The organism is Pseudomonas sp. 57B-090624 (assembly GCF_003234055.1).
GTDB classification, from domain to species: Bacteria; Pseudomonadota; Gammaproteobacteria; order Pseudomonadales; family Pseudomonadaceae; genus Metapseudomonas; species Metapseudomonas tohonis.
In genome coordinates, this window is record NZ_QKRU01000087.1 from 1 (window position 1) to 25,708 (window position 25,708).

Genomic DNA, 25,708 nt, shown 5'->3' on the forward strand with positions numbered 1-25,708 from the left:
TGTGTTCAGCACCTGACATGAACTCTAACGCCAAGAATGCAGGCTGTCAACAGCAATCTACGAAATTAAAATTGAAATGTAGATGCTGACCTACAACACCGAATCAACAGCCTTTTCCGAATACCCTTATTTTTACGCGATTGCGATTTCTCGTTCGTCTCGTCAAAAGCTAATGACACTGATTCGCATTAGAAATGCGATCAACGGACCGAAGAGAACCGCTCCCATGACCACCCGCTCAAACCGCCCCACCCTGCGCCTGTCCGCCCCCACCGGCCTGTCGCTGCTGGCCCTGTCCATCGCCCTGGGCAGCCTGCCCGTCGGTATCGCCCAGGCCGCCGAAACCGGTGTCGCGCCGACCCAGCTGGCCAGCCAGAGCGGTTACAGCTTCGCCATCGCCCGCCAGCCCCTGGTGGAAGCGCTCAATGCCTTCAGCGCCGTGAGCGGCTGGCAGGTCGGCCTCTCTTCCGACCTCGCCGCCGGCGTGCAGTCCCCGGGCGTCAACGGCCGCCTGCCGGCCGAACAGGCCCTGCAGCGCCTGCTGGCGGGCACCGGCCTGGAATACCGCGCCGTCGGCGAGCGCAGCGTGGTGCTGGTACCCACCCCGCCGAAGGGCCTGGCCATGGAGCTGAACCCCACCACGGTCACCGCCACCCGTCGCGAGCAGAACGCCAGCGAAGTGCCCGCCAGCGTCAGCGTGCGCACCCGCGAACAGCTGGACCGCCAGAACGTCAACAGCATCAAGGACCTGGTGCGTGACGAGCCGGGTGTCACCGTCGGCGGCACCGGCCAGCGTGCCGGCATCAGCGGCTACAACATCCGTGGCATCGATGGCGACCGCGTACTGACCCAGATCGACGGCGTCGAGGTACCCAGCAGCTTCTTCAACGGCCCCTACGCCCAGACCAACCGCAACTACGTCGACCCGGAAATCGTCAAGCGCGTGGAGATCCTCCGCGGCCCGGCCTCGGCCCTGTACGGCAGCAACGCCATCGGCGGTGCGGTGAGCTACTTCACCCTGGGTGCCGACGACATCCTCAAGCCCGGCAAGGACGTCGGCGCGCGCCTGAAGACCGGCTACAGCTCGGCCGATGACAGCTGGCTCACCTCCGGCACCGTCGCCGGCCGCCACGAGCAATTCGACGCCCTGCTGCACCTGTCCCAGCGCAACGGCCACGAGACCGAGTCCTTCGGCGGCCATGGCGGCACCGGCCTGGCCCGTACCCAAGCCAACCCGGAAGACGTGCGCACCACCAACCTGCTGGCCAAGCTGGGCTGGAACTACAACGACACCGACCGCCTGCAGCTGACCTACGAGACGTACAAGGACGACCGCGACACCAACCAGCTCAGCGCCGTCGGCGGCCCCTTCAACGCCCCCACCATCGGCGTGGGCTCGGGCTACTACAGAGCGCGCAGCGGCAACGACACCATCACCCGCGAGCGCTTCGGCCTGGAACACAGCCTCGCCCTCGACAGCCTGCTGGCCGACAACCTGAAGTGGAGCCTGAACTACCAGATCGCCAAGACCGACCAGAGCACCCAGGAGCGCTATGTACCCAGCAACCCGTTCACCGGTGCGATCTCTCGTGACGTCATGCGCTATCGCGACACCTACTACAAGGACCGCCAGTGGGTCCTGGACGCCCAGCTGGACAAGTCCTTCGACATCGGCGAGACCGGGCACCTGCTCACCTACGGCCTGAGCGTCAAGCACCAGGAAGTCACTGGCCAGCGCACCGGCTCGGCCTATTGCCACGCCTCGGTCGGCACCTGCACCAACCGCGTCGGCCAGGTCAGCCCCACCGCCAGCGACAGCCTGTCCCCGCAGAGCGACTTCCCCGACCCGACCATCAGGACCTACGGCCTGTTCGCCCAGGACGAGATCCGCTGGAACCAGTGGACTTTCCTGCCGGGTGTGCGCTACGACTACACCCGCCTGGACCCCGAGCTGACCAGCGAATTCCTCGCCTCCATCAGCAACAGCACCGTCAACGCCTTCAGCGACAAGAGCAAGACCTGGGACCGTGTCTCGCCCAAGTTCGGCGTGACCTATGCGTTCGACGAGCACTACACCTGGTTCGGCCAGTACGCCGAGGGCTTCCGCACCCCCACCGCCAAGGCCCTCTATGGCCGCTTCCAGAACCTGGCCGGCGGCTACAGCGTCGAGCCCAACCCGAACCTGGAGCCGGAAAAGAGCCGTGGGGTGGAAACCGGCCTGCGTGGCAGCTTCGAGGGCGGCAGCTTCGACGTGGCAGCCTTCTACAACGAATACCGCGACTTCATCGACGAGAACGCCAGCGTCCCCAGCACCGGCGTCACCTTCAAGAGCGTGAACATCCGCCATGCCAGCATCCGTGGCGTGGAAGCCAAGGGGCGCCTGGATCTGGAGCAATTCGGCGCCTTCCCGGGCCTCTACACCCAGGGGTCCATCGCCTATGCCCGTGGTCGCAACGACGAGACCGGTGCCCCGCTGAACAGCGTCAACCCGCTGACCGGCGTGTTCGGCCTGGGCTACGACCAGGACGAGTACGGCGCCCTGCTGAGCTGGACCCTGAGCAAGCGCAAGACCCGCGTCGACGGCAGCACCTTCAAGGCACCGGATGGCAGCGGCAGCCAGTTCAAGACCCCGGGCTTCGGCATCCTCGACCTGACCGGCTACTACCGGCTGACCGACGACCTCACCCTCAACGCCGGCCTCTACAACCTGACCGACAAGAAATACTGGCTGTGGGACGACGTGCGCGGCTACGACGGCGTCGGCGAGGCCGGCGTGACCGCCCCGGCCAACCTCGACCGCCTGACCCAACCGGGCCGCAACTTCTCCGTCAACCTCGTCTGGGACATCTGATCGCCGCCGGCAAGGCCCCTCCCGCTTCGGCGTGGGGGGAGGCCGCCAGGCGCGACACCCCCTTGCGCGCATTTTTTACGCGATGGACGCCCTCGTTCGTCTCGTCAACAGAAGCCAATTACCAGGATGACTCCATGACCAGCACCCTCCGTTCCCAACGCATCAACCAGATCACCCACGCGCCCCACGCCGAGCTGGACCAGGCGGTCAAGGCCCACGACCCCTTCGCCAACCGCGAGAACTTCGCCCACTTCGTGGTCGCCCAGTACCTGTTCCAGGCCGAGCTGCAGAGCCTGTACCAGGACGCCGCGCTGGTCGAAGTCTTCCCCGACCTGCCCGCCCGCTGCCGTGCCGAGCAGGCGCGCCTGGACCTGGCCGACCTGGACACCGACGTACCCGCCCCGGTCGCCGGCGCCGTGCACAACCCCAGCTTCGCCGAAGCCCTGGGCTGGCTGTTCGTTTCCGAAGGCTCCAAGCTCGGCGCCGCCTTCCTGATCAAGCGCGTCGCCGCACTGGGCCTGACCGAAACCTTCGGTGCCCGTCACCTGGGCGAGCCCGCCGGCGGCCGCGCCGAAGGCTGGAAAAGCTTCACCCGCACCCTCGACGGCCTGGAACTGAGCGCCGAACAGGACGCCGAGGTGGACAAGGGCGCCCTCGCCGCCTTCAACCGCTTCCGTGAACTGCTGCAACACGCCTACGCCCGTGCAAGCACCCCCGCCTGAATCCCTGGCCGGCGACCTTGCGGTCGCCGCGCCCGCGCCATCGCGCTCGCGCATCAGCCGCCTGCTGTTCGCCCTGCTGGCCTACACCAGCCTGGGCGTCGGCATGGTCGGCCTGGTGCTGCCGGGCCTGCCCACCACCGAATTCGTCCTGCTCGCCGCCTGGGCCGCCTCGAAGAGTTCGCCGCGCCTGGCCAACTGGCTGGAGAACCACCGCCTGTTCGGCCCCATCCTCAAGAACTGGCGCAACGGCCGCGCCATCGCCCGCCATGCCAAGCTCGCCGCCAGCGCCTCGATGCTCCTGGCCCTGGCCATCATGCTCATCACCCTGCCCCACGGCGCCTGGCTCTACCTGGTCATGGCCGGCATGCTGCTCGGCAACCTGTGGATCTGGTCGCGCCCGGACCGGCGCTGATCCCTCCCCGCGTGGTTCCACGCCCGTCATCGTCGGTTCGCACACGGCCTACCCCTGCGACGGGGCTGATCCTGCAGGAGCGGTTTCAACCCGGGGTCGGCTGAAGCCCGCGTGGCGTCCTGCCCATTCCCGCCGGGTGCCTGCCAGCGACGCTCCCTACGAGAGTCGAGTTGCGCCGCTGCGGTTTGGGCACCACAGTTCAGGCATGCGGGCCCCTCGACGGGCGCGGACAATAAACAGAAGAACCTCCCATGCGCTTGCTTTCTGCCTTCCTGATCCTGCTGCTCCCGGTGCTGGCACAGGCCGACACCCTGCGCGTGGACCTGCGCGACCGCCCGCCCGAGATGTGGAGCATCGACGGGCGCCCCACCGGCCCCCTGGTCAAGGTGCTGGAAGTGGCCACCGAGCGCGCCGGGCTGCAACTGGAGTGGCGCCATGCGCCGTTCGCCCGCAGCCTGGCGGACCTGCGCGATGGCCGCATCGACCTGGTGCCCCGGGTGCTGCCCGACCCGGAGCGCGACCACTACCTGCACTACCTGCCGAGCATCGGCACCCAGGACAAGCAGATACTCTTCACCATCCGCCCCACCCAGCGGCTGGAGCGCTACGAGGACCTGGCGCCCCTGCGCATCGGCGTCAAGCGCAGCACCCTGTACTTCCCGCGCTTCGACGCCGACAGGGCCCTGCACAAGCAGCCGGCAGTGGACGACGACATCCTGGTGCGGATGTTCCGCGCCGGTCGCATCGACACCATCGCCGTCCTGGACAAGGCCGCCATCGACACGGCCTTCGAGAACATCCGCTTCCACGACTACACCTACGCCGGGCTGCGCGAACCGATCCGCGTGGAAAACCGTTTCGCCGTCTCGAAGAAGCTCTACGAAAGCGACCGCGCGGCGATCTACGATCGTCTCGGTCGCGAACTGGAGGCCATGCGCCGCAACGGCGAGGTGGTGTCCATCTACCGCGAGCAAGGCGTCGAGCCGCCCAGCCCCTGAACCCCACCCGATGCCCACCCGATGCGTGCCGTCCCCGGCCGCGAGGCGGAGCCCCGGGTGCGGCCGTCCGCCCCGTGCATGCCCCGGAGTGCACCCGGTCACTGCAGCGCCGGTGGCTGGCCTGAGCAAAAACCTGCCAGCATTTCGCCACTGATCCATACTCCGTCAGTCGCATCGCACGTGATCGGGGGCGTCATGGGCCACAGCGCTGGGGGAGATATCTTTCGTCGGGCATTCGAGTCGTCGTCGGTGGGGCTGGCCCTGCTGGAGCTGGACGGCACCGTCCGTCACGTCAACCGAGCCTCGGAGGAGCTGCTCGGGCGCTCCCGGCAGACCCTGCTCGGCATACGGCTGGACAGCCTGCTGCACCCCGGGGATCGCCAGGCACTGGGCGAGGCCCTTGACCGGGCACGTCGCCAGCACGACGACCTGTCCTGCGGCGAGATGCGCTTCACCACCGCGTCCGGCGAGCACCGCTGGCTGCACCTGGGCTTGAGCATGGTCGAGGACGGTCGCAGCCAGCCCACCCATTACCTGGTGCGCCTGCAACCCCTTGCCGGGCACCGGGAGCGGGCCGAGCAGATGCACCTGCTGAGCTTCGCCCTGGACTACACCGCCGATGGCGTCCTGCTGCTCGATGGCGAGCAGAACATCCGCTACCTGAACGAAGCCGCCTGCCAACTGATCGGCCAGCCGCGCCAGCACCTCGTCGGGCAGCCGCTGGCACCGGTGCTGGCCCTGCTGACGGAGCAGTTCGCCGAACTGTTCGCCCGGGAGGATGGCCTGCAGGAAGCCTTGGACACCCAGCGCGTGCTCAGTTGCGAGCTGCACGTCCCGGGGGAGGATTTCCCGCGCTATGTGACGTTGCAGTTCAACCGCTTCCGCTACGACCAGCGCCCCTACAGCCTCGTGCTGATGCACGACTTCACCGAGCGGCGGCGCATCGCCGACGCCCTGCTGCGCAACGAGCGGCAATTCCGCGCGCTGATCGAGAACACGCCCGACGCCATCGGCCGGCTGACCCCCGACTTCCGCCTGCTCTACGCCAACCCGGCCCTGGAAGCCCTGTGCCGCCTGCCCCTGGTGGAGGCCCGTGGCCGGCCGGCACGGGAAGTCTTCGGTGACAACTCCCAGGTCGACATCATGGGCGACCTGGTGCGCGAGGTCGCCGCCACCGGCGAGTCCATGGAGGAAGAACTGATCCACGGCATCGACGGCCCCAGCGACAAGCAGATCCACTACCTCATGCAACTGGTGCCGGAGCGCAACGCCGAGGGCGAGGTGACCAGCGTCATCTCGGTGGCCCGCGACATCAGCGGCATCCGCAAGGCCGAACGCCGCCTGGCCGCCAGCAACCGCCAGCTGCGCGAGCTGTCCAGCCGCCGGGAAAGCGCCCGCGAGGAGGAGCGCAAGCTGATCGCCCGGGAGATCCACGACGAACTGGGCCAGCACCTCACCGCCCTGCGCATGGGCATATCCCTGCTGCGCCTGAAGTACGGCGAGCAGGCCCCGGGGCTCGGCGAGGACGTGGAGCGGCTCATGGCGCTGTGCGACCGCACCATCGGCGTGGTGCGTTCCATCGCCACCAGCCTGCGCCCGGCGGCCCTGAACATGGGGCTCTACCCGGCCCTGGAATGGCTGATCGACGAATTCCGCAGCCACCACACGCAGATCACCCTCGAGCTGGTGGCCCACAGCGGCGCACCGGCCCTGGACGACAGCCAGGCCACCACCGCCTTCCGCATCGTCCAGGAGGCGCTGACCAACATCGCCCGCCATTCCGGTGCCAGCCGGGCGGTGGTCAGCCTGGAGCGGCTCGATGACCGCTACGTGCTGGACATCACCGACAACGGCCACGGCTTCGACCCGGCCAAGGTCGGCAAGCGCTCCCTGGGCCTGGCCGGCATGCGCGAGCGCGGCACCAGCCTGGGCGGCGAAGTGGTGATCTTCAGCCACCCCGGCCAGGGCACCACGGTGCAGGCCACCTTCCCCATCAACGAGCCCACGGAGACGGCATGACCCGCATCCTCATCGCCGACGACCACGCCATCATGCGCGGCGGCCTCAAGCAACTCATCGAGTTCGACACCCGCCTGCAGGTGGCGGCCGAAGCGGAGAACGGCGCCCAGGTGCTGGAGCAGCTGCGGCTGGGCGAGTTCGACCTGCTGCTGCTGGACATGAGCATGCCCGGCCTCAGCGGCGAGGACCTGATCAGCCGCGTGCACGGCCGCTACCCGCGCCTGCCGATCCTGGTGCTGAGCATGCACAACGAGGCACAGATCGCCCAACGTGCCCTGCGCGCCGGCGCCAGCGGCTACCTGACCAAGGACCACAACCCGGAGACCCTGCTCGCCGCCATCCACCGGGTGGCCGATGGGGGGCGTTACCTGGACCCGCGCATCGCCGAACAGCTCGCCTTCGCCAGCAGCAGCCCCACGGACGATGCCGCCGCCCAGCTCTCCGACCGCGAGTTCCAGATCCTCCGCCTGCTGGCCCAGGGCCTCAGCGTCAACCAGATCGCCGACCAGCTGGTGATCAGCAACAAGACCGTCAGCACCCACAAGACCCGGCTGATGGAGAAGATGGGCTTCACCTGCAACGCCGACATCATCAAGTACGCCATGACCCACGGCCTGACCGCCTGAGCCACTCGATAGGGGCCGCGGCGCGACGCAGCCCCTCGGGAAATCCCTACAAAAAAGCAGGATGTCCCGATGCCATCACCGGGATAGGACGATAGGGCCGCGCAGGCCCCGCGCTCATGCTGGACACACCCCCGCAACGTATCGCCGCTGCGGGCCCCGTGTCCTCGAGGAGCGCGACCGTGACCAGCCCGAACCCCACTTCCAGCGTCCCCTGGCTGCCCATCGCCCTCTGCGGTGCCGGTTGCGCGCTGCTGTTCTGGACGGCCAGCCAGTTCCCTTCCCCGGCCTGGGCCCTGGCCGCCGTGGCGCCCACGCTGCTGCTGTGGGTCGTCCTCGCCCAGCGCGGCGCCGTCCACGAGAAGGCACTCAACCGGGCCCGCGACGAAGCCCTGGCCGAAGGTGCCCGGCTCGAAGCCGAGCGCCACGTGCAGGGCCTGCCGGAGCTGTGCATCAGCATCGCGCCGATCTGGTCGGCGCAGATCGAATCCGCCCGCCACCAGACCCAGACCGCCATCGAAGCCCTCTCCGAGCGCTTCGCCCGCCTCGCCGGCCGCATCAGCGAGGCCGTCTCCAGCGGCATGCAGGCCGACAGCGATGCCCTGGTCACCCTGCTGGCCCAGAGCGAGGTGGAGCTCGAAGACATCGTCAGCCAGCTGCGCCTGGCGCTCTCCAGCAAGGAGAGCCTGCTGCAGGAGGTGGAGCGGCTGAACAGCTACACCGCCCAGCTGCGCACCATGGCCAAGGAAGTGGGCGATGTGGCCAAGCAGACCAACCTGCTGGCCCTGAACGCCGCCATCGAAGCCGCCCGCGCCGGTGAGGCCGGCCGCGGCTTCGCCGTGGTCGCGGACGAGGTGCGCAAGCTCTCCACCCTCTCCGAGGAAACCGGCAAGCGCATCGGCGACACCATCGAGACCGTCAGCGGCGCCATCGAGCGCACCCTGGAAGTCTCCAACGAACACGCCACCCGCGACGCCGGGACCCTGGAAAACGCCAGCCAGGTGATCCGCCAGGTGATCGCCCAGTTCCGCTCCGGCGCCACCCGCCTGGTGGAGCATGGCAACGCCCTGCGCAATGACAACGCCGCCGTCGGCGAAGAAATCTCCGAGGTGCTGGTCGCCCTGCAGTTCCAGGACCGGGTCAGCCAGATGCTCGGCCACATGCGCGACGACATCGGCCGCCTGGCCCAGCACCTGGAGCAGGACGACGCCCGCCACGTGGACGCCCGCTCCTGGCTCGACGAACTCTCCAGCACCTACACCACCCCCGAACAGCACGCCATCCACCACGGCCGCCAGGGCGGCTCGGGCATCGCGGGCGCCAGCCATTCCGCTTCCGACATCACCTTCTTCTGAGGACCCATCATGGCCAAGACCATTCTCATCGTCGACGACTCCGCCTCCATCCGCCAGGTGGTGGGCATGACCTTGAAAACCGCCGGCTACGACGTGCTCGAAGGCGTCGACGGCAAGGACGCGCTGACCCAGCTCGACGGCCGCAAGGTCCACCTGATCATCAGCGACGTGAACATGCCGAACATGGACGGCATCACCTTCCTGAAGAACGTCAAGCAGCTGGCGGCCTACAAGTTCACCCCCGTGATCATGCTCACCACCGAGGCCGGCGACGCCAAGAAAGCCGAAGGCCAGGCCGCCGGGGCCAAGGCCTGGGTGGTCAAGCCCTTCCAGCCGGCGCAGATGCTCACCGCCGTTTCCAAACTGATCCTGCCCTGACCGGGAGACCGCCATGAGCACCCTTGAATCCCTCGATGGCAGCCGCCGCCTGGCCCTGGACAGCGCGCTGACCATCTACACCGCCGCCGACACCAAGCTGCTGCTGGCCAACGCCCTGCAAGGGGCCGTGGACCTGCACCTGGACCTCAGCGCCATCGAGGAAGTGGATTGCGCCGGCCTGCAGCTGCTGCTGGCGGCCTGCCAGGAAGCCCGCCGCCAGCACGTCCACCTCAGCCTCGAAGGGGCCAGCCCGGCCATGACCGAGATCCTGCAACTGAGTGGCCTGCGTGACCTGCTCCCCATCGGAGGGCTGCACTGATGAACCTCGACAGCGTGATCGGCACCTTCATCGCCGAAAGCCGGGAGCTGCTGCAGCAGATGGAAGACGCCCTGCTGCAGATCGAGCAATCGCCGGACGATCCCGAACTGATCAACGCCATCTTCCGCGCCGCCCACACCATCAAGGGCTCCTCCGGGCTGTTCGGCTTCGACTCCATCGTCGCCTTCACCCACGTGGCCGAAAGCGTGCTGGACCGCGTCCGTGCCGGCGAGCTGCCGTTCGGTGCCGACCTCAGCGCCCTGATGCTGCTGGTGGGCGACCACCTGGTCGGCCTGGTGGACCACCTCGCCGAGGGCCGCGACCTGGCCGAGCTGCCGGAGGTCATGGGCATCCACGAAGCCGAACTGGTGCAACGCCTCAGCCAGTACCTGGACGCCACCCCGGCCGCCGCTGCCGACGCCACCGCCGCCGGGTGCACCCCGGCTCCGGCCGAAGGCGTCGCCAGCCGGCACTGGCACCTGTCCCTGCGCTTCGGTGCCGACAGCCTGCGCAACGGCATGGACCCGGTGGCCTTCCTGCGCTACCTGGCGACCTTCGGCGACCTGCTGCACATCGAGCCGGTGATCGACCACCTGCCCAGCTTCGACGCCCTCGACCCGGAGGCCTGCTACCTGGGCCTGGAAGTGGCCTTCACCACCGAAGCCGACCAGGCGGTGATCGAGGGCGCCTTCGACTTCGTCCGCGAGGACGGCCGCATCCGCATCCTGCCGCCCGGCGCCCCCCTCGCCCGCTACGCCGAGCTGCTGGCCGAGCAGGCCGACGAAGGCGACGCCCAGCGCCAGCGCCTGCTGCGTTGCGGCACCCTGAGCGAGGCCGAACTGGCCAGCCTCGATGCCCCGCAGGCCAACGAAGCCCAGGCCGACTCCAGCCCCGAGGCACCGGCCGCCGCCGAACCAGGCGAGACCGCCGCAGTGGGCAAGGCCCTCAAGGAAACCGCCCGCGCCAGTGGCGAGGCCAACCTGATCCGCGTCGACGCCGGCAAGCTGGACCAACTGATCAACCTGGTGGGCGAGCTGATCATCGCCGGCGCCAACACCCGCATGCTCGCCCAGGGCTGCGGCCTGGTGGACATGAGCGAATCCGCCGAGACCCTCTCGCGCCTGGTGGAGGAAGTCCGCGACTCCGCCCTGACCCTGCGCATGGTGCAGATCGGCGCCACCTTCAACCGCTTCCAGCGGGTGGTGCGCGACGTCTCCAAGGAGCTGGGCAAGGACATCGTCCTGCACATCAGCGGTGGCGACACCGAGCTGGACAAGACCGTGGTGGAGAAGATCGGCGACCCCCTCACCCACCTGGTGCGCAACGCCATGGACCACGGCATCGAGCCGGCCGAGCAGCGTCGCGCCAGCGGCAAGCCCCTGCAGGGCGTGGTGCGCCTGAACGCCTACCACGAAGCCGGCGGCATCGTCATCGAAGTGAGCGACGACGGCGGCGGCCTCAACCCCGAGAAGATCCTCGCCAAGGCCGTACAGCGCGGCCTGGTCACCGAAGGCCAGCAGCTCTCGGACAAGGACACCTTCAACCTGATCTTCGAGCCGGGTTTCTCCACCGCCGAGCAGATCAGCAACCTCTCCGGCCGCGGCGTCGGCATGGACGTGGTCAAGCGCAACATCACCGCCCTGCGCGGCACGGTGGAACTGGACAGCCGACTGGGCGCCGGCACCTGCGTGCGCATCCGCCTGCCGCTGACCCTGGCCATCATCGACGGCTTCCTCATCGGCGTCGGCAGCTCCAGCTACGTGGTGCCCCTGGACATGGTGGAGGAATGCATCGAGCTGCCCAGCAGCGACCTGGACGACCTCGACCAGCTGGACCTGCGCGGCGACGTGCTGCCCTTCATCCGCCTGCGCAACCTGTTCGAGGAAGCCAGCCCGCGCCCGCGCCGGGAGAACGTGGTGGTGGTCAGCTACGCCGGGGTCCGCGCCGGCCTGGTGGTGGACCAGCTCCACGGCGAATTCCAGACCGTGATCAAGCCGCTGGGCAGGGTGTTCGGCCAGGTGCCGTCGCTCTCCGGCTTCACCATCCTCGGCAGCGGCGCGGTGGCGCTGATCCTCGACATCCCCGGCCTGCTCGCCCAGTTCGCGCAGCCTGGCCGCCCCGGCGCCAGCGGCGCCGCCCTCAGCCAACGGAGTAGCCTGCAATGAGTACCGCCAGCCTGCCCCTGCCGGAGTTCGTCGACGACGAGCAACGCCAGTACCTGACCTTCCGGGTCGGCCGCGACCTGTTCGGCGTCGCCACCCGCTACGTGCGGGAGATCCTCGAATTCCACGCCATCACCCAGGTGCCGATGATGCCGCCGCTGGTGCGCGGGGTGATCAACCTGCGCGGCGCCGTGGTGCCGATCATCGACCTCGCCGAGCGCTTCGGCCTCGGCAGCACCGAACTGGGCGCACGCACCTGCATCGTCATCGTCGAGCTGCAGGACGGTGACGAGGCCCAGCTGATGGGCGCCCTGGTGGACGCCGTCACCGCCGTCGCCGAGATCGAGCCGCGCGCCCTGCGCCAGGCCCCCGCCTTCGGCAGCCGCGTGCCCCCGGAATACATCGAAGACCTCGCCCGTGTGGACGAACGCTTCCTCACCCTGCTGCGCATGGAGCAGGTGCTGAACGTCGACCAGATCGCCGCGCTGGCTGGCCAGCGCAGCACCCCCCGACTGTCCCTCGTCTGATTGCGCAGACGCGCACAGGAGTCCTGAAAATGACCATCAGCAAGAAAATGATCCTCCTGGTGATGTCCGCCCTGCTCGGCATCCTCCTGCTCTCGGGGGTGTCCTACCAGCAGATGAACCAGGTCTACACCGCCGCCAACTACGCCAACATCAACTCGGTGCCGAGCATCGTGGCGATCAACACCCTGCGTAATGCGCTCAACCAGCATATCCAGCAGATCTACACCCACATCCTCACCACCGACGAGGCCGCCATGAAGGAGCTGGACAAGGGCCTGCTCGACAACGAGGGCGCCATCCAGTCCGCCATCGAGGACTACACCAAGCTGCTCTCCGACAGCGAAGACGAGCAACTGCTGGCCACTGACCGCAAGGCCATCGAGGCCTTCCTCATCGGCGTGAACAAGCTGCTGGCCCATTCCAGGGCCAATGAGAACGAGCTGGCCCGGGACGGCATGGTCGCGCTGCAGAGCCACGAGATCGCCACGCTCAACGAGGCCCTGAGCAAGCACCGTGACTACAACATCCGCATGGCCACCGAAGGCGGCCAGCGGGCCGAAGCCACCCTCGGTCAGGCCACCCTGATCTCCATCGTGGTCTCTGCCGTCACCCTGTTGGTGATCGGCCTGATCGGCGGCCTGGTCACTCGCAACCTGCTGCGCCAGCTGGGTGGCGAACCGGCCTACGCCGTGGACGTGGTCAGCCGCATCGCCGCCGGCGACCTGACCGCCACCGTCGAGACCAAGCCCGGCGACACCGGCAGCATGCTGGCGGCCATCAAGACCATGGTGGAGAAACTCAGCCAGATCATCGGCGAGGTGCGCAGCAACGCCGACTCGCTGACCAGCGCCTCGGAGCAGATCTCCGCCACCGCCCAGAGCATGAGCCAGGGCGCTTCCGAACAAGCCGCCTCGGTGGAGGAAACCAGCGCCTCGATGGAGCAGATGTCCGCCTCCATCGCGCAGAACACCGAGAACGCCAAGGTCACCGACGGCATGGCCGGCAAGGCCGCCCGTGAAGCCGACGAAGGTGGCCAGGCCGTGCGCGACACCGTGGCGGCCATGAAGACCATCGCCGAGAAGATCGGCATCGTCGACGACATCGCCTACCAGACCAACCTGCTGGCCCTCAACGCCGCCATCGAGGCCGCCCGCGCCGGCGAGCACGGTAAGGGCTTCGCGGTGGTGGCCGCCGAGGTGCGCAAGCTGGCCGAACGCAGCCAGGTGGCTGCTCTGGAGATCAGCGAAGTGGCCAAGAGCAGCGTCTCCCTGGCCGAACGCGCCGGCACCCTGCTGGACCAGATGGTGCCCTCCATCGCCAAGACCTCCGACCTGGTGCAGGAGATCGCCGCCGCCTCGGAAGAGCAGACCACCGGCGTCAGCCAGATCAACACCGCGATGAGCCAGCTCAGCGAGATCACCCAGCAGTCCGCCTCCTCCGCCGAGGAGCTGGCCGCCACCGCCGAGGAGATGAGCGGCCAGGCCGAGCAACTGCAGCAGCTGATGGACTTCTTCAAGGTCGCCAGCGCCGGCAAGGCCGGCCGTGATGCCAGTGCCAAGGGCAAGGCCGGTGCGGCCCGCAAGACCTCCCTCAGGGTGGTGGAGGACCGTGACGACGCCTTCGACGACGCAGTACCGGCCGGCTTCGTCCGCTTCCAGCACTGACCCGACCTTTCGATACCGTGACCGGGGCACCTGCCGGTGCCCCCCAGGAGCGAAGCATGTCCAGCGTCTTCAGCCGCCCCGGCGACACCACCCAGCCGGATGCGCCCCAGCAGTACCTGACCTTCACCCTGGCCGACGAAGTGTTCGCCGTCGGCACCCGCAGCGTGCGCGAGATCATCGAGTACGGCCACCTGACCCCGGTGCCGATGATGCCGTCCTGCGTGCTGGGGGTGATCAACCTGCGCGGTGGCGTGGTGCCGATCATGGACCTGCGCCAGCGCCTCGGCGCCGGGCACACCGCCATCAGCCGGCGCAGCTGCATCGTCATCCTGGAGGTGGAGCGCGACGACCTGCGCCAGGTGATGGGCATCCTCGTCGAGGCGGTCAACGCCGTGGTCGAGATCGCCGCCCAGGACATCGAACCGGCCCCCCGCTTCGGCGCCCGCATCCGCACCGACTTCATCCGCGGCATGGCCAAGCTCGACGGCCGCCTGGTGGTGCTGCTGGACATCGGCCAGGTGCTGTCCCTGGACGACCTGCAGCGCCTGGCCGAGGTCGGCACCACTGCCGACCTGCAACAGTCGGCCTGACCGGGAGCCCGCCATGACCGATCTCAGCCTCTCCAACCGCGAGTTCCAGCAGTTCCGCGGGATGATCCACGAGATCGCCGGCATCGCCATGTCGGAAGCCAAGCGCCAGCTCATCGCCGGCCGGCTCAGCAAGCGCCTGCGCCATTTCGGCCTGGGCAGCTACGGCGACTACTACCAGTTGCTGATGAAGGACAAGGGTGAGTTGCAGATCGCCGTCGACCTCTTGACCACCAACGAGACCTACTTCTTCCGCGAGCCCAAGCACTTCGAGTTCCTGCGCGAGAAGCTCGGCACCGAGCTGCGCAGCGGCAGCGGCCCGCTGCGCATCTGGAGCGCCGCCTGCTCCAGCGGCGAGGAGCCCTACACCCTGGCCCTGCTGCTGGCCGATGCCGTTGCCGCCCGCCCCTGGGAAATCCTCGCCTCGGACATCAGCACGCGCATCCTCGACAAGGCCCGCGCCGGGCTCTACCCGCTGGAGGACGCCGAAGGCATCCCCGGCAACCTGCGCCAGCGCTTCTGCCTGCGAGGCACCGGGCGCAACGAAGGACTGTTCACCCTGGACCCGGCCCTCAAGCGCCGCGTGCAGTTCCGCCAGATCAACCTCAACAACGCGCTGCCGGACGTGGGCGTGTTCGACGTGATCTTCCTGCGCAACGTGATGATCTACTTCGACGCCGACACCAAGCGCCAGGTGGCGCAGCGCCTCTGCGCACGCCTGCGCCCGGGCGGCTATTTCCTGGTCAGTCATTCGGAAAGCCTCAACGGCATCAGTGACGAGCTGCAATCGGTGCGCCCGTCGATCTACCGGAGGCCCCATGCGTAAGCCCCAGGGCGTCATCGAGGTGTTCCTGCAGCCGGGCGAGTTGTATTTCGGCGACCGCTACACCCGCTTGCGCACCCTGCTGGGCTCCTGCGTCTCCATCGTGCTCTGGCACCGCGAGGCGCTGCTGGGTGGCATGTGCCACTACATGCTGCCCACCTGCCGCCACCCGGGCCGCGAACCGGACGGGCGCTACGCCGACGAAGCCTTGCACCAACTGCTGCAGGAGATCCGCGACAGCGGCACCCGCGCCACGGACTACCGGGTCAGCCTGTTCGGCGGTGGCAACATGTTCGGCAGCCGCGAGCGCCGGCACATCGGCCACAAGAACGTCGAGGCCGGCCTGGCCCTGCTGGCCGCCCACGGGCTCGCCTGCCACGCCCGCCACGTCGGCGGCGAGGGCTACCGCAACCTGATCTTCGACGTGTGGAGCGGCAACGTCGCGCTCCGCCACCCCAACCCGCAACAACTTGCCAGTCGGCGCTACGAGGCCTGCTCGCCATGAACAAGATCAAGGTGATGATCGTCGACGACTCCGCCGTCGTTCGGCAGGTACTGACCGGCAGCCTGTCCGGCCACAGTGGCATCGAGGTGATCGGTGCCGCCGCCGACCCGCTGTTCGCCCTGGAGCGGATGAACCGCAACTGGCCTGACGTGATCGTGCTGGACGTGGAGATGCCACGCATGGACGGCATCTCCTTCCTGAAGAAGCTGATGGTGGAGCGACCCACGCCAGTGGTGATCTGCTCGACCCTGACCGAGAAAGGCGCGGCCACCACCATGGAGGCCCTGGCCGCCGGTGCCGTGGCCATCGTCACCAAGCCCCAGGGCAACCTGCGCCAGTTCCTCATCGAGGCCACCGAGGAGCTGGTGGGGGCCATCAAGGCCGCGTCACAGGCGCGCCTCAAGCGCTTGCCCGGCGCCCCCGCGTCCGCCACGCCGGCCGTGGCGCCCAAGCTCAGCGCCGACGCCATCCTGCCGGCCGGCGGGCCGGCCGCCATGACCCGCACCACCGAGCGCATCGTCGCCCTGGGCACCTCCACCGGCGGCACCCAGGCCCTGGAATACGTGCTCACTGCCCTGCCCCGGGTCTGCCCGGGCATCGTCATCGTCCAGCACATGCCGGAAAAATTCACCGCGGCCTTCGCCGCACGGCTGGACGGCCTCTGCCAGATCGAGGTGCGCGAGGCGCGCCATGGCGACCGGGTGATTCCCGGCCGCGCGCTGATTGCCCCCGGTGGCCGCCACATGCTGCTCAAGCGCAACGGCGCGCAATACGTGGTGGACATCGTCGACGGGCCGCCGGTGTCCCGCCACAAGCCCTCGGTGGATGTGCTGTTCCGCTCCACGGCCCGCGCCGCCGGCGCCAACGCCACCGGCATCATCATGACCGGCATGGGCGATGACGGTGCCCGAGGCCTGCGGGAAATGTACGAAGCCGGCGCCTACACTTTGGGGCAGGACGAGGCCACCTGCGTGGTCTACGGCATGCCCAAGGAAGCCCGCAAGCTGGACGCGGTGCGACGCGAAATCCCCCTGGAGCAGATCCCGGCCCAGATTTTGAGGGGCGACCGCCCCTGAGTTCGTGGCCCGGCGATGCGCAGTCGGCGACTTCCCCACTCCGTCGCCGGTGCCGCTGGGCCCTTTTGAATCCGGGTGTGCGTGTAGCCCCCCACACGCCCGACGCCACCTTGGAGCGACGTGAAATGATCCTGTTCAGTGCAGCCCTGAAAAACGAACTGGCCAGGTGCCAGGATGAACTGGCCACGGCACACGCCCTGCGCGACGCGCTGGACCGCTCCCAGGCCATCATCGAGTTCCTGCCCGACGGCACCATCGTCGCGGCCAACGACAACTTCCTGCGCACCATGGGCTACCGCCTGGACGAGATCTCCGGCCGGCACCACCGCCTGTTCTGCGAACCCGCGGTGGCCGACAGCGCCGAATACCGGCGCTTCTGGGAGCGGCTGGCCCAGGGCGAATTCATCCGCGAGCGTTTCCTGCGGCTGGACAAGCAGGGGCACGATGTGTGGCTGGAGGCCACCTACAACCCGGTACGCGACGCCAGCGGGCGGGTCACCAAGGTGATCAAGCTGGCCACCGACATCAGCGCCAACCTCATGCACGAACATGAGGAGGACGCGATCATCAATGCCCTCAACCGCTCCATGGCGGTCATCGAATTCAACCCGGCCGGCGAGGTGGTCGCCGCCAACGAGAACTTCCTCGCGGTGACGGGCTACCGCACGCAGGATGTCGTCGGCAAGCACCATCGGATCTTCTGTTCGAGGGAGGAAGCCGGCAACCCCGGCTACCAGCAGTTCTGGCAGCGCCTGAACCGGGGCGAGTACGTCAGCGGTCGCTTCGAACGGCGTAACAGCCACGGTGGCGTCATCTGGCTGGAGGCCAGCTACAACCCGGTCTTCGACACCCGCGGCAAGCTGTACAAGATCGTCAAGTTCGCCTCCGACATCACCATCGAGGTGCTCGAGCAGCAGGCCGAGTCCGAAGCGGCCCACGTGGCGTACGAGACCGCTCAGCAGACCGACGCCGAGGCCCAGGGTGGCGCAGAAGTGGTCAATCGCACCGTGGCGCTGGTCCAGGGCATCGCCGGGGAGCTGAACCATGCCGCCGAGCGGATCGGCGCCGTGAGCCAGCAGTCCGACGTAATCAACAGCATCGTGCAGTCCATCCGTGGCATCGCCGACCAGACCAACCTGCTGGCCCTCAACGCCGCCATCGAAGCAGCGCGCGCCGGGGAGCAAGGCCGGGGCTTCGCGGTGGTGGCGGACGAGGTGCGCAACCTCGCGGCACGCACCGCACGGGCCACCGAGGAGATAGTCGAGGTGGTCAAGCGCAACCATGAGCTGGCCCAGGAAGCCGTCGGCAGCATGCGCGAGAGCTGCGAGAAGGTGGACCAGGGTGTACGCCTGGCCAACGAGGCGGGCCGGGCCATCCAGAGCATCCAGGAAGGTGCCCAGCGGGTCGTGGACACCATCCAGCGCTTCACCCGCACGCTGCGGGGCCACTGAGCCGGCCCGGCACCCCCGGCACGGTCCAGGGGCCACCCGGCGGCACGCAGCACCGCTCTCGGGTACGAGGTGAAAAACGAAGGGCTGTCGCTGGAAGGCAATCACCCGCCCGGGCGGGCGGGTGATGCAGGCGGCGGGCTGGAGGGGCCTGCCGAGGGGTCAGGCCTTGGAGGCGCAGCTGGCCGGAGCCCAGTCACCCATGTCGGGGCTGTTGCACACATCGCTGACCATGGTCTGGCCACGGCTGGCGACTTTCTGGCTTTCGGCGCGCTTGGCTTCGGCCTGTTGCAGGGTGCGCTCGGTGCTCACCGCCTCTTTCGGCACCGCCTTGGCGGTGGTGGTGGTCTTCTTCGGCGGGGTGGTGGTCTTGGTGGTGGTCTTGGTCGACGTCTTGGTGGTGGCCGGGGTGACCGGCGTCTCGGCGGCGACGACCTGGCTCACGTCCTTGCGCTCGACACCGACGGTCTGCAGGTCTTTCTCGTAGGCCTGGGTGTAGGTGTTGATGTTCTCGCCGGCACGACCGTCGACGGCGGCCATCAGGGCGTTGGTTTCGTTCAGGCCGCTGACGATCTCGGCCAGGCGCAGGCGGCCTTCGGTCTCGCTGACGGTCTTGGCCTTGCGCGAGGCCTGCAGGTTGGCGAATTCGCGCTGGTAGCAGTTCTGCGCGGCGCTGGCGTACTTGATGCTGCGGTCGATCTCGCCGCTGCTGCGATCGATGTCGCTGGCGTAGGAGGCAATGCGCGCGTTGTCGTCGGCGATCTGCTGCTGGCGAGCGCTGTAGTAACCCGCTGCGCCGCCCACCAGGGCACCGCCCGCTGCGCCGATCAGCGCGTTGCGGCCGGCGTGGTCACCGCCGGAAAGGCCGCCCGCCAGGGCGCCGATCACGCCGCCGGCGATGGCGCCGGTGGCGACCGACTGGGTCATCGCCTGGTCGGAGGCGCGCAGCTGGCTGACCGGCTGGTAGCACTGCGGGTAGTACTCGGCCTTGGTGCTGGCCGCGACCTTGGAGCTGGGGGCGCCCATGCCGGCACAGCCGGTGAGCAGCACGCTGGTGCAGGTGACGGCGGTGAACAGTGCGGTGCGTACTGCGGAAAATGCGGGAATGTTGCGTGGGGTTGCCATGGTCATTGCTCTCGTTCTTGAGTGTGTCTAACAAGCCGCTGAGAAGCTATCTGCGTTGCCATCGCAGCGTTGAAAACAGTCTCGAAATGCTCATCTACAGCTCGTAGACTCCGCTTTCTCACCTGCTTTCGCCTTGCGCTGGCGGCCTCGCTTACGCTTCTCAGTGGCTTGCCAATCCATTAAGGCTTCACGGAAGCCACCTAAAACGCCGTCCTTGTCGCGTGGCCTCAGGGGCCGAGCAGTTCTTTCAGAATCGCTTCCGGGTCCGCCCTGCGCTGCTGACGATACTCGCCCACATGCTTGACGAAAAGCGTGGCGCGCGTCACGAGACTCTTGCCCAGCACCGGGTTGCGGTTGAGTTCTTCCTTGGTCCGCTGGAACTGCGCCTGGATCACCGCATCGGTATAGCGAGTACCGGTCGCCAGGTTGTCAATATAGATCGCCACGGCGCCGTCGAGTGCCGTCTTGCCGTTGGCCATCGCACTCTCGTAGAGCTTGGCCGAGGCGTCGTCCTTGGCCGCCTTGGCCTGGTCGCGGCTCTTTTTCAGGTTGGTCAGGCGGATGTTGTAGTTGTTGATCGTCTCGGCCACCAGGGCGGCGGACTGGATCAGGTTGCCGGCCGCCTCCTCGCGCTGCTTGGCGATCAGCGAGATGTTGCGCTTGAGCTCCTCGTTGACCAGCGCCAGGCGCCCCTGAAGCTCGGGGTCGGCGCTGCTGGCGATGATGCTGTCGAGCAGCTGGGTCGGGTCCTGGTCGTCGGCGATCTCGTCGGTGAGCGAGGAGGCGCGGCCCTCGGCCTTCCACTGCTCGAACAGGTCCTTGTAGCGCGAGCGCGGGGCCGACAGCGCGCCGATGGCCACGCGAAAGCCCGTGGTCTCGTTCTGCTGCTCGGTGCCGTCGGCGGCGAACAGCGGGTACTCGCGGCGCATGCCGGTGAACAGGGTCATCTCCCCTTCCAGGTAGTTGCCGCCCTTGACCACGAAGCCACCGTAGGTGCCCTGGCGGCGCCCGGCATGCACCAGCTGGAAGGATTCCTGGACCATCTCGGCGGCGTTGCCGATGACGTCGAACAGGCCGATGGGGTTGGGCTTCTTCAGGCCGATGGGCAGCAGGCGCGCGGCCTGGCCGGTGCCACCGGCGACCTGGTTGTACACCGCCCAGTCACCCAGCGGGCCGTCGCCCTCGGCACCTTCCTGCTTGCGCGGGAACAGCCGTGCCTCCAGCTCCTGGCGGCTCACCGCGTGGGCGCCACGGGCGGCGAACTCCCATTCCACCTCGGTGGGCAGGCGCACGAAGCCGACGCCGCCGTCCTCGGCCTTGCCGCCCCGGCCGCTGATGGGCAGCAGGTCGCGGTGGTTCTTCAGCAGCCAGGCGCTGTACACCGCGCCGAAGCGCTCGGCCTCGAAGCGCGACAGCTTGACCTTGGGCAGGCGCGAGGCCATGCCCGCCGGGGCCGGCTCGCAGGCCGGCGGCTCGCCCTGGCCGGCCAGGGAAGCGGCCTGGGCCATCACCAGGTCGTACTGGCGCTGGGTCACTTCGTACTTGCCGACGAAGTACAGCATCGGCTTGAGCGGCGTGCCCTTCTCCGGCTTCGGCAGGCTGGCGGAAAGCTTGGACTGCCAGTCCTTCGACAGGTCCGAGAGGGTGAACTGGCCGTTGATGAAGTCGCGGCGGTAGCCGGAGATGAACGATTGCTGGTAGCCGGTCTCACCCTCGCTGAAGGGGTAGCCGAGGCTCACTTCGCGGTCGTCCAGGGTGCCCTTGGCCAGCACGTAGACGTAGCGGAACACCATCTCGCCTTCGCAGGGCAGCGGCAGGCTGACGTCGTCCGGCAGCGGCTTGGGGTTGTACAGCGGGTTCGGCTCGGCGTGCGCCGTGGCCACCGCCAGGGACAGTGAGAATGCGACTGTCAGCAACTTAAACATCACGTAGTCCTTCCGAAGCTTCGATTCGGGCCGCGCGCCAGCCACCGGTCGCCGCGGCCAGCGCACTGCAGGCCAGGGTCGCCAGCAACGCCAGCAGGTAATGGGAGAACAGCAGGCGGCAGGCGTATTCACCGGCCGCCGACTGGAACAATCGGTTGAGCCCGGCCTCGGCGGCGAGGTACAGCACGCCCGCCAGGGCCAGGCTGAAGGCGCCGGTATAGAGCGCCTGCAGCACCACGAAGGAGACCAGCGCGGCGGTGGAGACGCCCAGCAGGCGCAGCACCGAGAGTTCGCGGCGCTTGCGCTCCACCGCCGCCAGGGTGCTGGCGGCCATCGCCGCGAAGGCGCCGGCCAGGGCCAGCCCGGCGATGATCCAGAACACCAGGGTCAGGTTGCGGCTGAGCGAGCGCACCTGGGCGATGGCCTCGGCCTGGGTGGCGACCTCCTGGTCGCGGCCGGCGAAGTGCAGGCGCAGCGTCTCCACCGCGTCCAGATCGCGCGCATAGAGACGGAAGCCGGGGTAGACCCGCGCCCGCGCACCGCTGGCGGCTTCGCGGCCCGGCCAGCCGAAGCGCTCCACGGCCAGGCCGTCGCGGTAGTCCTCCACCGCCTCCAGCAGGTCCAGGCGAGCGAACAGGGCCTGGCGCTGGAAGGCTTCCAGGGGCAGCACCGCCTTCACCTTCACGCGGGTGCGCTGGTATTCGGGGGTGCCCGACACGGAGCGGCCGAAAGCGGCGGTGAGCGCGTCGCCCGCCTTGACCCCCAGGCGCTCGGCGGCGCGCTGGCTGAGCACCACCTCGCCGCTGTCCTGGGGCAGTTGTGCGGGCGGCACCAGCGGGTCGCCCTCGGCGGTGGGGACCATCTCCACGGTCAGCGGCTGGCTGCCGCCGTCGGCGTGCAGGTCGACGGTGGCGGCGATCTGCCGGGTACGCGGCACCACGAAAGCCACCTCGGGGCGCGCGGCGAGCTCGGCGATGCTGTCGAGGTTGTAGCGGGCGCCGCCCAGGGGAATCACCTCGCGCACGGCGGGGTCGCGCTCCAGGCGTTCGGTGAGGGTGCTGACCAGGCCGTGCTTGAGGCCGAACAGCACCAGCAGCGGTGCGACCACGGCGACCAGCGCGAGCACCGCGCAGGCCGAGAGCCGCGCCTCGTTGCGGTAGTCGTGCCAGGCCAGTGCGGCGAGCAGGCCCTTGCGCATCACCCGGCCTCCGCGAGGGTGGCGGTGACGCCGCCATCGACGCCCCGCTGCAGCGCCAGGGGCAAGGGGCTCAGCCCGGCGCGGGCCGCCAGGTCCTGGTCGTGGGTCGCCACCACCAGGCACAGGTCATGGAGCCGGGCCTGCTCGACCAGCAGTTGCATCACCCGCTCGGCGTTGATCGGGTCGAGGGACGCGGTGGGTTCGTCGGCCAGCAGCAGGCGTGGCCGGTGGGCCAGGGCGCGGGCGATGCCGACGCGCTGGCGTTGCCCCACCGAGAGCGCCGACGGGCGCTTGCCCAGTTGATCGGCGATTTCCAGGTGGCTGGCCAGGTGGCGCACCGTATCGTCGTCCGGCATGCCCAGCAGCGCGCGGGGCAGGCCGATGTTGCCGGCCACGTCGAGGTAGCCCAAGAGCCCGCCGGTCTGCAGCACGTAGCCGATGCCGCGACCCCGCAGGGCCGCCAGCTCGTCGCTGCGCCCCTGCTTCCACAGCGCGGCGACGTCGCGCACGCGCCCGTCCAGTTCATACTCCATCACCCCGCCGGCATCCGGCGAGAGGATCAGCGCCAGCAGGTCGAGCACCGTGCTCTTGCCGCTGCCGCTGGGGCCGACCAGGGCCAGGCGTTGCCCGGCGCGCAGGTCCAGCCTGGGGATTTCCAGGCTGTAGCGCTGGGCGCCCTGCCCCCGCGTCTTGCGCAGGTCACGAAGCCTGAGCATCAGGGCAGCGTCGACAGCGGTACGCGGTAGAGGGCGTCGCCGGGCGCCGCGTCGCCGAAGCGCACCCAGTTGGCGGTGTCGTTGTGGAAGGTCTCGTAGAGGCGGATCTTCGACTCCAGCTCGTCGATGAAGTCCTCCTGCTCGGCCACCGACAACGACAGCCACAGGTCCTGGTTCATGTTCAGCGACTTGCTGCGGTACGGCAGCCCTTCCAGGTACTCGCCGAGGATGCCGCTCTGCGCCAGGTTGCTGCCACGGGCCAGTTTCGAGGGGTCGCGGGCCATGTGTGCACTGGCGCTGGCGATCTCCTGGAAGAAGTCCTTGGGCGAGCTCTGGGTGCGGCGCGCGGCGTCGACGATCACCTTCAGCGACTGCTGCAGGTCGTTGAGCTGCAGCTTGGTCAGCAGCACGCAGACCTGGAAGGCCGGCAGCTGCGGGTTGGTCAGGTCGCGGTCGGAGGTCCAGGCGGTCACCAGCTGCGGCGCACGGGCCTGGGACTTGTGGCCGAGGAAGTCCATGTGCATGGCGTAGCCGATGGCGGCGGTCTTGGCGGCGATGCTGTTGCCCGCCACCGGCGCCTCCAGCGGTGCGTCGCTGCGCACCTTGTGCACCAGGTCGGCGAAGACGCTGCCGATCTCGCCGATGCTGTCGCCGAACTTCTTCACGTCGCCACCGGCCACCGGGATGTACAGGTCGCCGATCTGCGGGTTGGCATCGGCGGTGAGGCTGCGGTACTGCTGCTCGGCGAAGCCGTGGTTCTTCTTCCCGGCGTCGGTCTTCAGGTGCAGGGCGTAGATCTTGATCTGCTTGCGCAGCGCCGCCTCGCGCACCTCGGCCTCGTTCATCTGGGTACGGCCCAGGGGGTCGTTCTTGCGGATCGCGCCGGCATCGCTGACCAGCAGGATCAGGCGCCCGCCGTAGCCGCTCCAGTCCATGCCGTCGACCGCTTCCATGACACCGGCGAAGGCGTCCTCGTTGAAGTCGTGGCTGGAGACGTTGGTGGCCTTGACCTGCTGCGCCAGTTGCAGGAACTGGTCCGGATTGCGCCCCTCGTCCAGGCTCACCAGGGTCTTGGCGGTGTACTCCAGGCCCGGCGTCTTGTCGGTGTTGCTGCGGAAACCGACCATGCCGAAGCTGACGCTGTCCAGCTCGCCCCGGGCGGCGATCTGGTTGTGCAGCTCGTGCACCACGTCGCGCACGCGGTCTATGTAGGGCTGCATGGACACCGAGGTGTCCACCACCAGCACGATGGCGGTGCGGAAGGCATCGGTCTTCGCCGCCGGCGCGCTGCCCTCGCCCTTCACCTGGGGCGTGTCGCCCGGGTCGATGGAGGCGACGTTGAGCAGCTGCACCGGCTGGCCGCTGGCGTCGAAGCTTTCGCGGGAATCGAAGATCGGCAGCAGGTAGAACTGGTCCTGGGGGATGGCGCTGGCGGCCGGCTCGATGGCGACGATCTCCGGGTCGGTGCTGTCGCCGAACTGGGCCTGGTGCACGGCGTTGCGCGCCTTGCTGGAGTCGGCGAGGTAGAGCTCCACCTGCTCCGGGTCACGCAGGAACATCACCGGCGAGCGGCCGGAGCGTTCGGTGAACTTCAGCACCAGGCTCTGCTTCCAGTCGCTGAGCTTGTCCAGGGGCAGCCAGCCATCGCGGTGGCCATCGCTGGAGGCCCCCACTTCGACCCAGGGCGTGCCGCCCACGACCTTGCGCGCGTACACGTAGAACACCGAGAAGGCCGGCACCGGCGCGCCGTCGGCCTCGGCGCCGGGGGCGCTGGCGAAGCGTGCGCCGGGCTTGCTCAGCACGCGCTCGAAGAGGGTTTTCTTGCCGGCCATGATCAACGGCCGGCTGCCGCCGTCCTGGTTGCCCACGGGCCTGGAGTCGGCACTGGAACCGCTGTCTGCCGGCTGGTCGCCTTCGCTGCCTGGCGTACCGGTGGCGCCGCCGTCGACCTGGCCACCGTCGACCTGGGCCGTGTCGGGTTTGGCCGGCGACTGGTTCAGCCACCAGTAGGCACCGCCGCCGATGCCGGCGAGGCCGAGCACGGCCAGGCCGGCGGCGGCGATCAGCGGTGCGCGGTTGGGGCCACTGGTGGGCTGGCCGGCAGCGGCGCTGAGTTCGGTGTCCAGCACCGAGGCGCGCTTGCCCTTCTTGGGCGGCGTGGCCGGGGGTGTCGCCGGCGGCGTGACCTGGGTCGGCGGTGCGGGGGCGTCCAGTGGGGGCATGGTCACCGAGACCGGGGTCAGCCCGGTCATGCCGCTGCCGGTCGGCGCGGCGG

General features: G+C 68.7%; 22 protein-coding genes. 17 read left to right on the top strand and 5 right to left on the bottom strand.

The window, feature by feature from the left end; all coding sequences use genetic code 11:
* Positions 1-226: 226 nt before the first annotated feature.
* The 17 genes from DMX10_RS28185 to DMX10_RS33490 all read left to right on the top strand — a co-directional run bounded on the left by DMX10_RS28185 (position 227) and on the right by DMX10_RS33490 (position 18,472).
* A complete protein-coding gene (locus DMX10_RS28185; RefSeq protein ID WP_111264204.1) occupies positions 227-2,851 on the top strand; it encodes a TonB-dependent receptor in 2,625 nt (874 codons plus the stop codon).
* Between the two features lie 134 nt (positions 2,852-2,985).
* Positions 2,986-3,573, top strand: coding sequence for a biliverdin-producing heme oxygenase (locus tag DMX10_RS28190; RefSeq protein WP_111264205.1), 588 nt, complete (start codon positions 2,986-2,988; stop codon positions 3,571-3,573).
* Positions 3,554-3,985, top strand: coding sequence for a YbaN family protein (locus DMX10_RS28195; RefSeq protein WP_236208909.1), 432 nt, complete (start codon positions 3,554-3,556; stop codon positions 3,983-3,985). Before DMX10_RS28190 ends, DMX10_RS28195 begins: the two co-directional genes overlap by 20 nt.
* A 251-nt stretch (positions 3,986-4,236) precedes the next feature.
* Complete coding sequence (locus DMX10_RS28200) at positions 4,237-4,983, top strand: ABC transporter substrate-binding protein (protein ID WP_111264206.1); 747 nt, start codon at positions 4,237-4,239, stop codon at positions 4,981-4,983.
* 195 nt (positions 4,984-5,178) lie between these two features.
* On the top strand, positions 5,179-7,002 hold the full coding sequence (locus DMX10_RS28205) for a PAS domain-containing protein (protein WP_111264207.1): 1,824 nt from the start codon (positions 5,179-5,181) through the stop codon (positions 7,000-7,002).
* Positions 6,999-7,628, top strand: coding sequence for a response regulator transcription factor (locus DMX10_RS28210; RefSeq protein ID WP_021217481.1), 630 nt, complete (start codon positions 6,999-7,001; stop codon positions 7,626-7,628). Before DMX10_RS28205 ends, DMX10_RS28210 begins: the two co-directional genes overlap by 4 nt.
* Positions 7,629-8,206: 578 nt before the next feature.
* On the top strand, positions 8,207-8,980 hold the full coding sequence (locus DMX10_RS33485; RefSeq protein ID WP_371921736.1) for a methyl-accepting chemotaxis protein: 774 nt from the start codon (positions 8,207-8,209) through the stop codon (positions 8,978-8,980).
* Between the two features lie 9 nt (positions 8,981-8,989).
* Positions 8,990-9,358, top strand: coding sequence for a response regulator (locus tag DMX10_RS28220; RefSeq protein ID WP_021217483.1), 369 nt, complete (start codon positions 8,990-8,992; stop codon positions 9,356-9,358).
* A 13-nt stretch (positions 9,359-9,371) separates the two neighbouring features.
* The gene (locus DMX10_RS28225; protein ID WP_111264209.1) at positions 9,372-9,677 is read left to right on the top strand and encodes a lipid asymmetry maintenance protein MlaB; all 306 of its coding nucleotides are present in this window, start codon (positions 9,372-9,374) and stop codon (positions 9,675-9,677) included.
* Positions 9,677-11,842, top strand: coding sequence for a chemotaxis protein CheA (locus tag DMX10_RS28230; protein WP_111264210.1), 2,166 nt, complete (start codon positions 9,677-9,679; stop codon positions 11,840-11,842). Before DMX10_RS28225 ends, DMX10_RS28230 begins: the two co-directional genes overlap by 1 nt.
* Positions 11,839-12,366 carry a chemotaxis protein CheW gene (locus DMX10_RS28235; RefSeq protein ID WP_111264211.1) on the top strand — a complete coding sequence of 176 codons (528 nt, stop codon included), beginning with the start codon at positions 11,839-11,841 and terminating at the stop codon, positions 12,364-12,366. Before DMX10_RS28230 ends, DMX10_RS28235 begins: the two co-directional genes overlap by 4 nt.
* A 29-nt stretch (positions 12,367-12,395) precedes the next feature.
* Positions 12,396-14,030, top strand: coding sequence for a methyl-accepting chemotaxis protein (locus DMX10_RS28240; protein ID WP_111264212.1), 1,635 nt, complete (start codon positions 12,396-12,398; stop codon positions 14,028-14,030).
* Positions 14,031-14,086: 56 nt separating this feature from the next.
* Positions 14,087-14,620: a chemotaxis protein CheW gene (locus tag DMX10_RS28245; RefSeq protein WP_111264213.1), complete on the top strand. Its 534-nt coding sequence runs from the start codon at positions 14,087-14,089 to the stop codon at positions 14,618-14,620.
* Between the two features lie 13 nt (positions 14,621-14,633).
* Positions 14,634-15,443 (top strand): protein-glutamate O-methyltransferase CheR, encoded by an 810-nt coding sequence (locus tag DMX10_RS28250; protein WP_111264214.1) that lies wholly within the window; start codon positions 14,634-14,636, stop codon positions 15,441-15,443.
* Positions 15,436-15,945: a chemotaxis protein CheD gene (locus DMX10_RS28255; protein ID WP_111264215.1), complete on the top strand. Its 510-nt coding sequence runs from the start codon at positions 15,436-15,438 to the stop codon at positions 15,943-15,945. Before DMX10_RS28250 ends, DMX10_RS28255 begins: the two co-directional genes overlap by 8 nt.
* Positions 15,942-17,021, top strand: a complete 1,080-nt coding sequence (locus DMX10_RS28260) for a chemotaxis response regulator protein-glutamate methylesterase (protein WP_021217491.1) — start codon at positions 15,942-15,944, stop codon at positions 17,019-17,021. The genes DMX10_RS28255 and DMX10_RS28260 overlap by 4 nt, the downstream gene beginning before the upstream one ends.
* A 125-nt stretch (positions 17,022-17,146) precedes the next feature.
* Entirely contained in the window at positions 17,147-18,472 is a 1,326-nt protein-coding gene (locus tag DMX10_RS33490; protein ID WP_111264216.1) for a PAS domain-containing methyl-accepting chemotaxis protein, read from the top strand.
* Between the two features lie 159 nt (positions 18,473-18,631).
* On the opposite strand, the gene tagQ is transcribed toward DMX10_RS33490, so the two are convergent.
* The 5 genes from tagQ to DMX10_RS28290 form a co-directional block, all read right to left on the bottom strand.
* A complete protein-coding gene (gene tagQ, locus DMX10_RS28270; RefSeq protein ID WP_111264221.1) occupies positions 18,632-19,594 on the bottom strand; it encodes a type VI secretion system-associated lipoprotein TagQ in 963 nt (320 codons plus the stop codon).
* Positions 19,595-19,821: 227 nt separating this feature from the next.
* On the bottom strand, positions 19,822-21,519 hold the full coding sequence (locus tag DMX10_RS28275) for an SUMF1/EgtB/PvdO family nonheme iron enzyme (RefSeq protein WP_111264217.1): 1,698 nt from the start codon (positions 21,517-21,519) through the stop codon (positions 19,822-19,824).
* Positions 21,512-22,717: an FtsX-like permease family protein gene (locus DMX10_RS28280; RefSeq protein WP_111264218.1), complete on the bottom strand. Its 1,206-nt coding sequence runs from the start codon at positions 22,715-22,717 to the stop codon at positions 21,512-21,514. The genes DMX10_RS28275 and DMX10_RS28280 overlap by 8 nt, the downstream gene beginning before the upstream one ends.
* Positions 22,717-23,433 (bottom strand): ABC transporter ATP-binding protein, encoded by a 717-nt coding sequence (locus DMX10_RS28285; RefSeq protein ID WP_111264219.1) that lies wholly within the window; start codon positions 23,431-23,433, stop codon positions 22,717-22,719. The genes DMX10_RS28280 and DMX10_RS28285 overlap by 1 nt, the downstream gene beginning before the upstream one ends.
* The coding region (locus tag DMX10_RS28290) for a vWA domain-containing protein (protein WP_111264222.1) at positions 23,433-25,708 on the bottom strand (2,276 nt) is incomplete at its 5' end. The genes DMX10_RS28285 and DMX10_RS28290, both read right to left, overlap by 1 nt.